Consider the following 14,336-nt stretch of genomic DNA (forward strand, 5'->3'; position numbering starts at 1 on the left):
TACTTTTATAAGTAACAATACAAAGTTACGAATAAGTATCTAATATATTTCTCTATGAAAAACTCTCCCACACCTATAGAACTATTTAAAAAATGGTTTAGTGAAAAAGAAAAACTCTCAAAATTAAGTGTGCCTACGGCAGTTTGTTTGTCTACAATCGGTTTAGATGGCTTTCCAAATTCACGATTTGTTTCTCTTAAAGAAGTAATAGAAGAGAGTTTTATTATAACCACTTCATTTGATTCTAGGAAAGGAGCAGAAATAGAAGTTAATAACAAAGTTGCTCTGACTTTTTGGTGGACAGAAACTCAAAGACAAGTCAGAATACAAGGAATTGCTACCAAAATAGATAAAGAATTAGCTCAAAAATATTTTTATGAAAGAGATTTAGATTCTCAAATTGTATCTTTAATTTGCCAACAGGGAAAAGAAACAGATGATATTAAGGCTCTTGAAAAAGAAATTATTCAAATGAGTTTAACAAATCCCAAAATTGAAATGCCAAAAAACTGGGGTGGTTATTCCATTAAACCAATCAGAATAGAATTTATGGAATTCAAAAAGACACGTTTTCATGATAGAAAACTTTACGAAATGAGAAATAATGAATGGACTTTAAAACAACTTCAACCTTAAAAAAAGAAAAAATGAAACTATTCGGATTTGAATTTGGCAATACATCAAAAAAAGAAAAATCTATCAAAGAAGAGAACCAAAAAATTCCTTTTGAGCAAAAAAGAGGCAAGTTTCCTGTCATTACAGAAGCAGATAAAGAATGGGTAGAAATGAGTTTCAAATCATTTATTGAGGCTTACGGACTTCCTAAAAAAGAAAATGCACAAGTTTTGTTTGATAAAAATTTCTTTCCAAAATCATTTAGTGCTGAAAAACTAACTGTTCCAAATCTTATAGAAGACTTATCAAGTTTATTAGAATTGGATGCTAATAAGATTGATTTTGTTTTGGAAAAAGATATTTCAGATGCTTATGGAATCCCTTATTCAGCAGAAAATATCAATAGTTCTGAAACGATGATTACAGAAGATGGCTATATTATTTGTATTCCGAATGAGCTTACTAAGCGACCAAATGGTCTTTTACTTAGCCTTATCAAAGAGTTTATCAGAATACGTTTGATAGAAGGTAATTCGGGAATTGAGCAAGAAGATGATTTATATTCAGAGTTATTTGTCTATTTAACAGGGATTTACTTTGGTTTTGGAGTTATTTTCTGTCAGAGTATTATTAGTGGAGGTTACTCAACAGATGGTATGTGGGAGACAAAATGGAGCTATGTTTCGCCGATGCCAAAGGAAGTAATGACCTACTCGTTGGCTCTTTATTGTGGTTTGGTAGAAGAAGAAAATTTTGAGTGGAAGGAAAGTCTGCACCCATCTATTAAGCTACAATTTGAGAAAGCAATAGAGTTTTTGGCAAAATATCCTTCTTCTTTGCTCAATCCAACAGAACTAAAAGCAATACGTTTGATTGAAAAATCTTATCAAGAGTACGAAAAAAACAAATTTGATTTTTCTATTTCTCTTTTACAAGAATCTCTAACACTAACTAATGATTCGATTACACAAATAGACATTTATAATAGTATTGGTTATTTTCAGATGAGAAATGGAGACTTTGAAAAAAGTATAATCAATTTTGAGAAAGCTATCGAATTAGAACCTAGATTTGGAAATGCAAACGATAATTTGGCGTATGTTTATGTTAAGTTGGGGCAGTTGGAAAAAGCAAAGCATTACCTTGAAGAAGCCATTGCAACTGAAAATAATGAATTGCCTTATCATTATAGAAATGTAGCTTTATATTATGCTGCAAAAGCAGAAACCAAGAAAGCAGAAGAATATTTTGATATGGCTTTTAGAGAAGCAGAATTACCAGTAGATTTATTAGAATTTGATTATGCTCTTTTTCTATTCAATCAAAATAAAGAAGAAGAAGCAATGAAATATTTGAAAATAGCTATTGAGAAAAATGAACCAGAAGCTATAAAAAAAATGAAAGACCTTAATAATCTTTCATAATCTTAAAATAGTTTGATTATATATTACTCACTTAGCCAATTTTTAGCTTCTTCAATGGTCTTAAAATGCTTAAGTTGTAGAGTAGGAACAATGTCTTCTTCATTGTGAGCCTTTTCCATTGTAACCTTTGCAAAAATATCTACAGGTACTACAAAAGCTACTCTTTGTAATCCTAAAGACTTCATTTTGGGAAACCAAGTAGTTTTGATATAATCCTCATTTCCTCTTGCATAGATTTTCATTTGACGTAAATCTATTAAAGCTTTTTTGAGTTGATAATGCTCTACCATTTCATATTCGTACTCCAATACATTTACAAATTCGGTATGCTGAACAAAATTAAAAAAAGTAGCATGGAAAGCTCCAAGTGCTTCATCATAAATTACAGTTGCTTGTTTACTAGCTAAATTCTTCATAAAAATAGAGTTGGTATTTAAAGGGAAAATAAGAAAAAAATGATACCTAATATACTATAATGCTATGAAAAAAGCAATTTTACCACCCAGTGTGAAACAAATTTGTAGCACCTTTTAGTCCACATTTATGAATTTTATGATACATAGCTCCTATTTTCGAACGAATTGTTTTTCCATCTTCTAACATTGCCCAAGAATCAATCACAGCTTCCATTCCGTACGCTTCTGGTGCGAGCAGATTTGTAGTGGTAAGAAGTGGATAAGCTCTAGCGACATTCAAATGTCTTTTGAAATAAGTGTGAGAAGTACAGGCAATCGAAACAGCATCACGCATTCGGTTATCTTCATTTATAAAAAGGGCTGCATACGAATCCATAAGTCCGTTATGTCCATTAAAAGCAATCAAATCAGCTTCACCAAAGGCTTTTATTTTTGTTGAATCGTTGTCGTCCAATTCTAAAATCTCTTTCTTTTTTCCTGCCAAAGAAGCAAAGTAATCCGTCAAACATTCGTGCATTTTGTCGCCACGATAGGCATCAGCAACTAAAAAAACAGTAGCTCCATTTGGATATTTTTTCTTAAAAATGACACGTTCTAAAACTATCGAATCTACATCTAATTGATTACTCAAAAGCGTCCATTCTTTCAATCGTTTGAAATGTGTTTTGATGCCATAACCTGCTCCCCAATATAGATTTGTCCTTAAATTTTGTCCATCTCCTAGCGATTTATTGACAGGAACAATTCCTTGATTTTCATTATCACAAAGAGGTACAAAAATATGTACAAATAAAGGCTCATTGTTCTTTACTTTTTGAGCAAGTACATTTTTGATGCTATCTCTGCTCAATTCTACATAAGGAGGAATTTTTCTTGTATCTACTTTTGGAAAATCATCAGAAGTTAAATCAGTAGAATCAATTTCACTTTGAACAATTTTTAAAGAATCATTTGAATCGTCTTTGCTCTCGCTATTTTGTGCATTGCAGGAAGTGAAGGTTAGTAAGAATGCTATGAGGTAGAGGGAAATGTTTTTTTGCATAATTTTATATGATTAGTTTATCTGTTAGGTTTTTCTAAGTTTACAGATATTTTCTTTCTATTGAAACTATTGTAATTTTCTACACTAGTATTTGTAAAGAAATCTTTTTCAGTATTTAATTTTGAAATTGATAGATGAGCAGTTTTTTTATCTATTGTTACTGTATGAAACTGCTCGTTTTGTATATAAATAGTATCTCTGATAATCCAGTTTTTTCCTTCTAGGAGATTATATGCTTTTGTATTAGCAATTTTAAATTTAGTAGAAGTTATTTTTTGAGGTTGGATTCTCCAAATATCTCCTCCATCTCCACTTAAATCCCAAAGAATAAAACTAGAAATAGGTTTACATCTTTTTTTAGAAAAATTGATGATATGTATTGCCTGTTTATAATCATAGACATCAGAAAAAGCAACTGAAAAAATCGCATCATTTTCGTAAAACTTTGCAATAGGTTTTATATAACGAATCTGCTCAAAATTACTTTTATCTTCAAAAAGAGTATAAAGCCAATTAAATTTTTCTCTATCTAAATAATAATGGTATGGAAAGTTACCTTCTAAGTATTTTTCTAAACTATCAGGTTTCAATGAAAATTCTTTTGAAGGTAAATTTTTCATTTCTTTAAAAAACGTACAAGAATCTGAATTATAAATAACTTTAACAGGAGTATTTTTTTCAGAATGAATATTATCTTCTTGAGAAAACCCATTAGCATCTAAAGGAAGAGGAGGGTCTTGTTCCATTTCTCCATAATAATTTCTAGAATCATCTTCATAACGAATCAAAGAATCATCAGTTGCATCATCACTAAATTCAACTAATTTTTTTTCTGATTTTTCAGAGCAAGATAATAATGCTATCAAAAATAATAAAATGTATTTATTCATTATTTTGTAATTTTTAAAAAACCAATTTAATCACATCTTCAAGAGTTTTGGCAATTTTTACTTCTATATCAAATTTCTTCAAATCTAATCCTTTGATATTGTATTTTGAAACTACAATCTGACGAAAACCTAACTTTGCAGCTTCCGAAATGCGTTGTTCGATGCGCTGGACGGCTCTAATTTCTCCTCCCAAACCTACCTCAGCAGCAAAACAAATATCCGAACTAACAGGCGAATTTTCCAACGAAGAAATAAGCGACGTACAGACAGCCAAATCAATAGAAGGATCTTCAATCTTAAAACCACCAGCAATATTCAAGAAAACATCTTGTGTTCCTAACCTAAAACCTCCACGTTTTTCCAAAACAGCCAAAAGCATATTCAAGCGTTTGGCATCAAAACCTGTACTGCTTCGTTGTGGCGTTCCATAAGCTGCAATACTGACGAGCGACTGCACCTCAATCAAAAGTGGGCGATTTCCTTCCATTGTCGTACCGATAGTAATTCCTCCAATTACTTCATCTCGCTGCGACATCAAAATCTCTGATGGATTGCTTACTTCACGAAGTCCTGTTGAGCGCATTTCATAAATCCCAAGCTCGGAAGTAGAACCAAAACGGTTTTTGATAGTACGCAAAATACGATAAGACATGTGTCTGTCGCCTTCAAATTGCAACACTGTATCAACCATGTGTTCCAAAACTTTAGGTCCTGCAAGTGAACCTTCTTTTGTAATATGTCCAATCAAAAATACGGGTGTGCCTGTTTCTTTAGCAAAACGCAACAGTTCGGCAGCACATTCACGCACTTGTGAAACACTACCTGCTGACGACTCAATATGTGCCGTATGAAGCGTTTGAATAGAATCGATAATCAAAACATCGGGTTTTGATTGTTCTATCTGAATAAAAATATTTTGTGTATTCGTTTCGTTCAATATCAAGCAGTTTTCTGAATAAGCATCCAAACGTTCAGCACGAAGTTTTATTTGCTGTTCGCTTTCCTCTCCCGAAACATATAAAACAGTATGGTCTTTCAAAGCCAAAGCAACTTGTAACATCAACGTAGATTTTCCAATCCCTGGTTCGCCACCAATCAAAACTAAAGAACCTTGTACTAATCCACTTCCCAAAACTCGGTTGAGTTCTCCGTCGTGGGTTGATATTCTAGCAAAATCTGTTTTTTCTATTTCAGAAAGTTTTTTTGGTTTGTTAGATGCTCGTCTTCCGTTATCGCTTTGCCATAGTTTTTTTACATCTGTTTTGTCTGCTCCTTTATCGATTACTTCTTCTACATAGGTATTCCATTCTTCACAGGCAGAACATTTCCCCATCCATTTGGCAGACTCGTGTCCACATTCTTGACAAAAATAAGCTGTTTTTACTTTTTTCTTAGCCATACAAGTATAGTTTTGATTAGCTGATTTGCTAATAAATTTAGAATTTAGTTTTTTAATAGTGTAAATTTAGCTAAAATAATTAGTTTTTGCTATACTTTTAATGAGAAATACTGGAACTGATGGGTTAAGGAATTATAGGATTAGCTTCGCTGAACTGTCGGTTGATAGGATTTTTAATACAGATAAAATACGAATACGGCAACTTCTCGCCATTGTCGGTGTCTCACCGATGATTCTTTAATAAACCATCATTCCCAAAATTCCGATGAGCATCATAATTTTACAAAAAAGACTAAGTTTTTTGTAGTTTTTAGTAGAGGAATTGAATTTCTTATTGTTCAGTAAAAAAATAAAATTTCCTACCAAGACAATCATTGTCAATTGATGCAAAAAGCGAAAAGAAGTATTAAGCGTAAAAAAAGGAACTACTAATAAGGAAAGAATCAGAAGAGAGGAAAGAAGGATAAGCAAAACTTTACTTTTTCTTTTGCCTAAATGAATCACAGAAGTAAGACTGTTTTGAGAAAAATCTCCTTCAAAATCTTCAAAATCTTTGATTACTTCTCTAAGCATAGAAAGCAAGAATGCCCAAATTGAAAAAAGCCAAATTGTGATAGGAATAGAATCAAAAGAATAAAGCAAACCTACCAAAACAATCGAAAAAGCTGTCAGAAATGAAACTAAAACAGGTTTCAAAACTCCTAGCTGTTTGCTGTACTTAGCATAAAAAATAAGTAAAAGACAACTAAAAAGAACTGAAAAACCAATTTGGAAGGAGATTATAAAACTTGAAAATAAGGCTACTCCAAAAAATAAACTGCTTAAAAAATAGAATAGATAAAGGTTTTTTTCTGTAAATGAACTTCGAAGAGGAGAGTTAACTAAATCTATTTTTCTATCAAATATATCATTCAAAATATAGCCTGCTGCTGCACTCAAAACGGTAGCCAAAACAAGCAAATAAAAATTAGAACAGAAAGTAAAATCTATTTTTTTTAATAAATTTGAAATACAAAGTGAAGTGTCTAATAAAAAAACACTTGTTAGTGTTTGGGTAAGAGCAAGAAGAAATAAATTGAGAGGACGTAAAGAGGAATAGAGTTGAAATACAAAACTGCAAAAAGATTTCATAAGTTATAAAGATTTGAAACTTGTGAGGGAAGCAAAACTTCCCCCTCAAGGCTTTCAACCAGCTATGAAAAAGCTTAGAAATTTTCTTATACCAAGTACAAGTGTATTTCTATTACCAAATGTATGATTTGATAGGCATAATTGCAAGCTATTTCTTAAAATTTGGTTAAAAAACTGAAATTATTTTTTATTTCGGTGTCTATTTCTTAAAAAAAAGACTTTTTATAGTGATTTTTTAAGAATTGATACTAAACCTTTTTTGAGTAAGTTCTATTCTAATTTACTTATCTTTTTAAGTTTAGACGGCTACGTTTTTTTCTTTTGTATCAGTCAAGTTGATTGCAACAACACTTTTTATTTCTTCCACATGACTCAAAATGGCTTGTTCGATGCCTGTTTTGAGAGTAATAGGAGAAATAGAACATGACCCACAAGCTCCAATCATTTCTACTTTAACTATTCCGTCTTCTGTAATTTCTACTACTTTTACATCTCCTCCATCTGCTTTTAAATAAGGACGAATGGTATCTAAGGCTATTTCTACTCTTTTTTCTAAATTATTTTCTAGGCTCATAACTGCTTTATTTTATAATGATTTGATGAATAATTTGCATTCAAATATAATCAATTTTTAGGGATTTTCTTATCATAATTTCTAACTGTCAATAATTAAACTTTTATTGACAGTTAGAAATCATATCTTATTTTATAGAAACTGCTTCTGTTGGATTTTGTTGTGCATTTCTTACAGCTACACTTTGCGCTAGTTTTTGAGCAATATCCTTAAATGTTTCTGTAACAAGTTGAGATTGATTATCAAGGTTGTCTTGGGCTGCTAACGGAATTCCTTCATCACCAGCTTCACGAATAGATTGTACCAAAGGAACTTCTCCCAAAAATGGAACATCATTTCGTTTGGCTAATACTTTTCCTCCATTTTCTCCAAAAAGATAATATTTGTTTTCAGGAAGTTCGGCAGGTGTGAAATATGCCATATTTTCAACAATTCCCAAAATAGGAACATTGATTTTTGGTTGTGTAAACATCGCCACTCCTTTTTGAGCATCTGCTAAAGCCACTCGTTGAGGTGTCGTCACGATTACTGCTCCTGTTACTGGAACAGTCTGAACCAAAGTAAGGTGAATATCACTCGTCCCTGGAGGAAGGTCAATAAACAAATAATCTAGTTCGCCCCAATCAGTGTCAGACAAAAATTGTTTAAATGCAGAACTCGCCATAGGTCCACGCCACACAATAGCATCATCAGGAGGAGCAAGAAAACCGATAGATAATAACTTTACGCCATGTTTTTCGAAAGGTAAGATAATATAACGCTCGCCTTCTTGACGAACCCCAGGGCGTGCTGTTTCACAATCAAACATGGTAGGGATAGAAGGACCAAAAATATCGGCATCTATTAAACCTACTTTTGCGCCTGTTTGAGCAAGAGCAACAGCCAAATTTGAAGCAACCGTAGACTTACCTACGCCACCTTTTCCAGAAGCAACAGCAATTATATTTTTTACTTCAGGAAGTATTTTTCCTGTTCTGATACTGGTAACATTCGATGTCATTTCGATCTGACAACGAACCGATTCATCATATTTTTGATGAATTGCTTTTTCACAGTTGTTGCGAATGAGTTCTTTTAGAGGACAAGCAGGAGTAGTCAAAACGACTGTAAAATGTACTGTCGTTTTGTTTACTTCTTGTTCTATTGATATATTTTTTATCATTCCTAAGGTAACCAAATCTTTTTTCAAATCTGGATCATCTACCGTAGAAAGAGCTTCTAAAATTCCTTCTTTTGTAATTTGTATAGACATTATATATTTTTTGTAAATCTTTTTTTAGCTGTTAAATAATGAATTACAAAAGTACGAAATTATCTAAATACATCTTACTCTGTTTGAGTTCAATAAAAGTTAAGTTCTTAAATAGCCACCACAATACGCTGTGAAAGGTGCTGACCTTGCAGTGTTCCAGATTTCCATTTTGGGAATGAAGCCAATACTTTTCTAGCTTCTTGTTCACAACCTTGTGCTTCTATATCAGTGATTTGTCCTTCACTACTGACTACAAAAGCAATATATTTTGTGTGTTTTTCAGAAGAAGTAGTTAGTTTACACGAATTTTCTTTATTCATCTCACTTTTCAAGACTTGAGCCACTTGTTCTAAAGACGCATTTTCAGGACTTGCATTTTCTTCTAAAATAGTTGTTGTAACAGCAGTTCCATTTTTGGGAGTTGGTAAATCTATTTTTTGAGAAAGAGAAGCTGTCAGGCGTTCGGCAGTTTCTAAATCTTTATTTGTGATAGAATAGGCTAAATCTGTTTTGTTTTCTGTTTGATTGCTAATTTCGGCTAGTTCTGTATTTGATTCATTTTGAGCTAAAAATAAACCCATTCCAATTACAAAAAGCAAACAAATAGAAGCTGCAATAGAGAAATAAGGATTAGAAAAAGACATAAAAACTGTTTTTGTCTTTTCACTAGATGTACTGCTAGAATTATTATTTTCTACTGCATTCAAAAGAGCATCAAAATCTTGATAGGATTTTATTTTCTCTGATGAAATAGGTTTTTGATTGAAATTTATATCTTGATTTTTCATAATTTTTATTTTTATAACCGTCGTTGAGGTTCAAATGCAACCGTCAACGAGGATTTATCATTAACTGATAACTGTTTACTGATAACTGGAAACTGATTCTTTTATTTTTTCTAATATTCTATATGTTCTCATTTTGGCTGCACTTTCTGTTGTTTCTAAGATAAAGGCAATTTCTTTGAATGATTTGTCTTCAAAAAAGCGAAGCTCTATCATCTGCATATCTTTTGTTTTGAGTTTTTCTAATACTTTTTTTAGTTGGTCTATTCGTTCTTGTTGTCTTTCATCAGCTAATTCTTCTGAAAAGTTAGTTAGTTTTTTTGCTGTTTCTTCTTCTAATGAATAGACAGGCATTTTTTTCTGTTTTCTATAATATTTCAAAAATTCATTGGAAGCAATTCTATACAACCATGCTGAAAATGGAACTCCTTTATATTCAAATTTCTGAATATTTTGGAGTGCTTTTATAAAAGTCTGAGAAGTCAAATCAGCAGCTAGAGCTTCATCATTAGCTTTTCGATATAAAAAACGAAAAATAGCTTCATAGTTTGCCTCATAAAGGAATCTAAAGTTTTTAGAGTCTTTTTGGGCTGCTAAAATTTGTTCTTCTTCGCTTTTATCCGTTTTAGAATCTTGCAATGAAATATGTAGTTGAGATTGTGTCAAATGAAAATTTTGTGAATAGAATTTTACTTTAAAACAAAATTGAAAAGTTAAAAATAGCTGTTTCGAAAACTCTATGTGCTACTTTATTTACTCTTTACAAATAAAACCGTATTTTAGTCAAAAAGTAACATTTTTATATTGATTTTTTATAAATTTCTCTCAAAATTACAAAATAAACTCAAATTTAGGAGGTGGATTACTAGTTTGCTTTATAGTATATTCGTTTTACTTCACTGTTTTATTTATTTGCTTAACCTTTTTCAATCTTATGAAAAATAATAGTTTTACTTCTTTATTTGTTTTGCTTCTTTACGTGTTGTGTGCTTCAAATATTTTTGCTCAAACTACAGATAGTTTAGACAATCAAGAAAATATATCTACTCCACTTCATCTAACCAAAGAAAAATTAACAGAAGCAGATCTGAATAAAACTACTTTTACAGAAGAGACACGCTTAGTTTCGGTAAGTCGTTCGGCAAAGGAACTCAAAGATATTCCCTCAACAGTATATGTAGTTACAAAAGAGGAAATTATGGAAAATGGATATATTACTCTTGTAGATGTATTGAAAACAGTTCCTTGGATAAAAGTTTCTCAACCTGGTTCTGGAGTTTTGGGTGAAATGTTTTTTATGCGTGGACAAATAGGAAATGAGTATACCAAAGTATTGATAAATAATGTTCCCATTCAGCCTGCTGTAAATGGTGCGCTTGCTATTGGAGCGCAACTTCCAATAGCTCAAGCCGAACGCATAGAGATTGTTTATGGACCTGCTTCAGCTGTGTATGGTGGTGATGCTGTGGCTGGTGTTATTAATATTATTACTCAAACTTCTGAAAAGTCTGCTTATGCACAAGCCAATGCTTATTTTGGAACAGATAATTATAGACATGTTGATTTTTTGGCAGGAGGAAAGGCTGGAAGAGATAGAAATGTTTTGCAATACAGTATTTATGGAAACCTTACTAAAAGAGATGATTTGGCTTTAGATGAAGATTCAGATGCTTTTAATCCGTTTAATACTTTTCTAAATGCTTTTACTAGCCCAAGTGATTTACAGACAAGACGGTTACTTAGAGATTTGGCGACCAACCAGCCAGATTCTTTTTTGACACTCTTAGAAGAAAAAGCTGGGCTTACTTCTTATGTCGGAACTCCTACTAAAGCAACAGTTAATCAATTGCCAGAACAAAGCTATTTGATAGGAGTAAAATTTAATTATAGAAAACTGCAAGTTACGATAGATGAAATGTACAGCCGAAGGCATAGCGTTTTGGGACGTACTCCTGCTTTTTTCTCGTATGCCAATCCAGAAACCTATATGGCAGAAACCCTTCGTAGAACACACGTTTCTTATCAAACAAGCAATAAAAAGTCATCTTTTTTAATAAATGCTTCTTATTTGTATTATAGATTGGACGCAAATAGTTCTTTTGGTACAAATTATAATATTGGTCGTTCGGTAGGTCGCTCATATAGGTATGAAGGTTCGGATGATGTTTTTTTGGAAAGTATTTATACTAGAAAAATAAATCCACATTTTGAGTTAACAGGAGGTTTTTCTGTTACTACTTCTTTCAATCTGCCTGTGACAAATGATTTGGAGAAACCTTTTGATATAAATCTTTATGATGAGGCTGTAAATGGAAATCTTGAACCTGATCCTATATTAGGAAATTTTGGGTATAATGGAAATACCTTTTTTAATGGAGGTGTATTTCTTCAAGCCTATTATACAAAAAATAAATGGGTAGGTGTTTTTGGGTTAAGAGCAGATACTCGTAGTGCAGTAGATGCTGATACTACAGCTAACTCTTCTTTAAATCCTAGAATAGCTTTGTTGTATAAGGCAACTCCAAAATTATCATTCAGGATTTCTGGAGCAACAGCTTTTCGTGCGCCACCTCCTTCTACTCAGTTTACTTCACTTGCTTTAGTAGATATTGAGACAGATTCAATTATTTATCAACAAGTTCCAAATCCTAATTTGAATCCAGAAACCTCTGTTACAATAGAAACAGGAATTCGGTATTTTCCAAGTAAAAATATTACTTTAGATATAGTAGGTTATTTTACAGGAACAAGAAGTCCAATTGTTGGGCGTTTTCGTCCAATAGATAAACAAATATATCCATTAGCTTCTTCCTTATCAGGAAACTCTAATGGAACAGCACGAGAATTTATAAATAGTGAAGATAGTCGTTCAGCTATTTATGGAATACAAGGAATTTTGAAGATAAAGAATATCATTGAACGTATTCATTTAGATACTGATTTGTTTTTTAGTTATACGCAAGGAAGTGAAGTTTTGCCAGATGACGGAGGTACAATAAATGATTATCGAATGCAGCCTGATTTTATGGGGCAGTTACGTGTCTCTTTTCGTCCCTCTCCAAAATGGTATATTAACTTTCAAAACGTACTGATGAGTAGTTGGTACAGACGAAATACTTTTAATATAGAACAGTATGAAGAAGAAAGAGCTAAAACAGATGGATATTATACACTTGATATGCTAGTTCGTCATTACTTCAACAAGAATGTAAGTGCCTACTTTAGAGTAAATAATGTCTTTGATACTGAGTATGGAGGTATAGATGCCACAGGTTTGGACATAGATGCTAATTTTAACCCTCAACTGTTAACAAATATACAAGCAGGTGTGAGTTTTAGAATTAATTAATATTTCATTTCTTAATTTATCAAATCGTATTATAAAATACAATGAAAAAAATAATTTATATAGATATGGACGGCGTTCTCTGTGATTATCAGAGTGCATTTGATAAAGCACTCCAACAGAATCCAAAAAATGCTTTTCCTCAAAGTCAATTTGATTTTTATAGAAAACTTCAGCCCATTGAAAATGCCATTGAGACAGTACACTTGTTATTGCAAAAAGAAGATTTTGATATTTATATTCTGACTGCACCTTCTATTTATAACCCTTTGTCTTATACCGAAAAGCGAATGTGGATAGAAGATTATTTTGGGATAGAAATGGTAGAAAGGTTAATTATTTCTCCTAATAAAGCACTTTTGAAAGGAGATTATTTGATAGATGATATAAAAGAAGGAAGAGGACAAGAAAATTTTGAAGGAAAACTAATTCATTTTGGTTCAGAAGAATTTTCTAATTGGAAAGCCGTTTTAGATTATTTTAATGAAATTTAATTATTTCCAATTAACATGCAATACTTCTTTTTTTAAAGATGTTTTCATTTCGTCTGGAATAAATTTCAAAATCTCATTTTCTAAAGAAAGCAATAATTTTTCTTTGATAAAATGGCGATAAGTTACCAAACCAATTTCACGAACAGGTGCAGGGCTTTTAAAATGACGAATATTTTGCATTTGTTTTTCTGTCATATCAGCTAAGGCAAGACTGGGAATAATTGTAATTCCGTTATTGATTTCTACAATTTTTTTGAGTGTTTCGATACTTGCTGCTGCAAAATCTAATTGATGTACTTCTTTTTCTTTGTTTTTAAGTTCACACAAATTAATTACTTGTGAGCGCAAACAATGTCCTTCCTCCAAAAGCCACAACCGATTTACATCAATATCTTCTGCCAAAAGATATTTTTTATCCATAAATTGTTCATTTTTAGAAGCATACACCACAAACTGCTCATAAAAAAGAGGTTTTTCTATCAACATTTTGTTTTCTAATGGCGTTGCCAAAATTCCTGCATCAATTTCATTTCGTTCTAATCGTTGTACAATTTCCTCAGTTGTTAGTTCGCTAATCTGAACTTTTACCAAAGGATAATTTTTGAGAAAAGAAGGTAAAAACAAAGGCAGAAGATAAGGCGCAAGTGTCGGAATAATACCAATTCGAAGTTCTCCACTTACTTTATCTTGCTCTTCGTTCACAAGTTCTTTTATCTTTTGAGCTTCTTGTAGTGTTATTTTGGCTTGTAAAATAATTTTCTCCCCTATATCTGTCGGAACAACAGGTTGTTTGCTTCTATCAAAAATCTTGATTTCTAGTTCTTCTTCTAGCTTTTTTATCATCATACTGAGCGTTGCTTGTGTTACAAAACAGGCTTCAGCAGCTTTCACAAAATGACGGTATTTGTCAATGGCAATGATATATTCTAGCTGTTGTAGATTCATAAATTAAATTCTTTTATAAAATT

14 protein-coding genes are annotated in these 14,336 nt (G+C 31.9%); 4 read left to right on the forward strand and 10 right to left on the reverse strand.

The features are described from left to right. The first annotated feature begins 54 nt into the window (after nt 1-54). The gene (locus V9L04_RS15465) at nt 55-636 is read left to right on the forward strand and encodes a pyridoxal 5'-phosphate synthase (protein ID WP_338790759.1); all 582 of its coding nucleotides are present in this window, start codon (nt 55-57) and stop codon (nt 634-636) included. Nucleotides 637-647: 11 nt separating this feature from the next. After that, nucleotides 648-2,039 (forward strand): tetratricopeptide repeat protein, encoded by a 1,392-nt coding sequence (locus tag V9L04_RS15470; RefSeq protein ID WP_338790760.1) that lies wholly within the window; start codon nt 648-650, stop codon nt 2,037-2,039. 23 nt (nt 2,040-2,062) lie between these two features. Here V9L04_RS15470 and V9L04_RS15475 read toward each other — a convergent pair whose 3' ends face one another. The 9 genes from V9L04_RS15475 to V9L04_RS15515 all read right to left on the reverse strand — a co-directional run bounded on the left by V9L04_RS15475 (nt 2,063) and on the right by V9L04_RS15515 (nt 10,194). Further along, nucleotides 2,063-2,455: a hypothetical protein gene (locus tag V9L04_RS15475; protein WP_338790761.1), complete on the reverse strand. Its 393-nt coding sequence runs from the start codon at nt 2,453-2,455 to the stop codon at nt 2,063-2,065. Nucleotides 2,456-2,534: 79 nt separating this feature from the next. After that, nucleotides 2,535-3,497 (reverse strand): hypothetical protein, encoded by a 963-nt coding sequence (locus V9L04_RS15480; protein WP_338790762.1) that lies wholly within the window; start codon nt 3,495-3,497, stop codon nt 2,535-2,537. A gap of 17 nt (nt 3,498-3,514) precedes the next feature. Continuing rightward, nucleotides 3,515-4,387, reverse strand: coding sequence for a hypothetical protein (locus tag V9L04_RS15485; protein ID WP_338790763.1), 873 nt, complete (start codon nt 4,385-4,387; stop codon nt 3,515-3,517). A gap of 13 nt (nt 4,388-4,400) precedes the next feature. Next, nucleotides 4,401-5,786, reverse strand: a complete 1,386-nt coding sequence (gene radA / locus V9L04_RS15490; RefSeq protein WP_338790764.1) for a DNA repair protein RadA — start codon at nt 5,784-5,786, stop codon at nt 4,401-4,403. A gap of 237 nt (nt 5,787-6,023) precedes the next feature. Further along, nucleotides 6,024-6,917 carry a geranylgeranylglycerol-phosphate geranylgeranyltransferase gene (locus tag V9L04_RS15495; protein WP_338790765.1) on the reverse strand — a complete coding sequence of 298 codons (894 nt, stop codon included), beginning with the start codon at nt 6,915-6,917 and terminating at the stop codon, nt 6,024-6,026. A 298-nt stretch (nt 6,918-7,215) separates the two neighbouring features. Further along, the gene (locus V9L04_RS15500; RefSeq protein WP_338790766.1) at nt 7,216-7,491 is read right to left on the reverse strand and encodes a NifU family protein; all 276 of its coding nucleotides are present in this window, start codon (nt 7,489-7,491) and stop codon (nt 7,216-7,218) included. 127 nt (nt 7,492-7,618) lie between these two features. Then, nucleotides 7,619-8,737: an Mrp/NBP35 family ATP-binding protein gene (locus V9L04_RS15505; RefSeq protein WP_338794209.1), complete on the reverse strand. Its 1,119-nt coding sequence runs from the start codon at nt 8,735-8,737 to the stop codon at nt 7,619-7,621. Nucleotides 8,738-8,850: 113 nt separating this feature from the next. Beyond that, nucleotides 8,851-9,531 (reverse strand): hypothetical protein, encoded by a 681-nt coding sequence (locus tag V9L04_RS15510; protein WP_338790767.1) that lies wholly within the window; start codon nt 9,529-9,531, stop codon nt 8,851-8,853. 75 nt (nt 9,532-9,606) lie between these two features. Beyond that, nucleotides 9,607-10,194: a sigma-70 family RNA polymerase sigma factor gene (locus V9L04_RS15515; RefSeq protein ID WP_338790768.1), complete on the reverse strand. Its 588-nt coding sequence runs from the start codon at nt 10,192-10,194 to the stop codon at nt 9,607-9,609. A gap of 268 nt (nt 10,195-10,462) precedes the next feature. On the opposite strand from V9L04_RS15515, the gene V9L04_RS15520 reads away from it, so the two are divergent. After that, the gene (locus V9L04_RS15520; protein WP_338790769.1) at nt 10,463-12,877 is read left to right on the forward strand and encodes a TonB-dependent receptor; all 2,415 of its coding nucleotides are present in this window, start codon (nt 10,463-10,465) and stop codon (nt 12,875-12,877) included. Between the two features lie 41 nt (nt 12,878-12,918). After that, the gene (locus V9L04_RS15525; protein ID WP_338790770.1) at nt 12,919-13,368 is read left to right on the forward strand and encodes a hypothetical protein; all 450 of its coding nucleotides are present in this window, start codon (nt 12,919-12,921) and stop codon (nt 13,366-13,368) included. Here the strand turns inward: V9L04_RS15525 and V9L04_RS15530 are convergent, their stop codons facing one another. Continuing rightward, entirely contained in the window at nt 13,369-14,313 is a 945-nt protein-coding gene (locus tag V9L04_RS15530) for a hydrogen peroxide-inducible genes activator (protein ID WP_338790771.1), read from the reverse strand. Nucleotides 14,314-14,336 lie beyond the last annotated feature (23 nt).

The sequence above is a fragment of the Bernardetia sp. MNP-M8 genome (assembly GCF_037126285.1).
Lineage (GTDB): Bacteria > Bacteroidota > Bacteroidia > Cytophagales > Bernardetiaceae > Bernardetia.

Coding starts and splice junctions, on each gene's coding strand:
- V9L04_RS15465 (WP_338790759.1), top strand. CDS start 55: ATGAAAAACTCTCCCACACCTATAGAACTATTTAAAAAATGGTTTAGT.
- V9L04_RS15470 (WP_338790760.1), top strand. CDS start 648: ATGAAACTATTCGGATTTGAATTTGGCAATACATCAAAAAAAGAAAAA.
- V9L04_RS15475 (WP_338790761.1), bottom strand. CDS start 2,455: ATGAAGAATTTAGCTAGTAAACAAGCAACTGTAATTTATGATGAAGCA.
- V9L04_RS15480 (WP_338790762.1), bottom strand. CDS start 3,497: ATGCAAAAAAACATTTCCCTCTACCTCATAGCATTCTTACTAACCTTC.
- V9L04_RS15485 (WP_338790763.1), bottom strand. CDS start 4,387: ATGAATAAATACATTTTATTATTTTTGATAGCATTATTATCTTGCTCT.
- radA (WP_338790764.1), bottom strand. CDS start 5,786: ATGGCTAAGAAAAAAGTAAAAACAGCTTATTTTTGTCAAGAATGTGGA.
- V9L04_RS15495 (WP_338790765.1), bottom strand. CDS start 6,917: ATGAAATCTTTTTGCAGTTTTGTATTTCAACTCTATTCCTCTTTACGT.
- V9L04_RS15500 (WP_338790766.1), bottom strand. CDS start 7,491: ATGAGCCTAGAAAATAATTTAGAAAAAAGAGTAGAAATAGCCTTAGAT.
- V9L04_RS15510 (WP_338790767.1), bottom strand. CDS start 9,531: ATGAAAAATCAAGATATAAATTTCAATCAAAAACCTATTTCATCAGAG.
- V9L04_RS15520 (WP_338790769.1), top strand. CDS start 10,463: ATGAAAAATAATAGTTTTACTTCTTTATTTGTTTTGCTTCTTTACGTG.
- V9L04_RS15525 (WP_338790770.1), top strand. CDS start 12,919: ATGAAAAAAATAATTTATATAGATATGGACGGCGTTCTCTGTGATTAT.
- V9L04_RS15530 (WP_338790771.1), bottom strand. CDS start 14,313: ATGAATCTACAACAGCTAGAATATATCATTGCCATTGACAAATACCGT.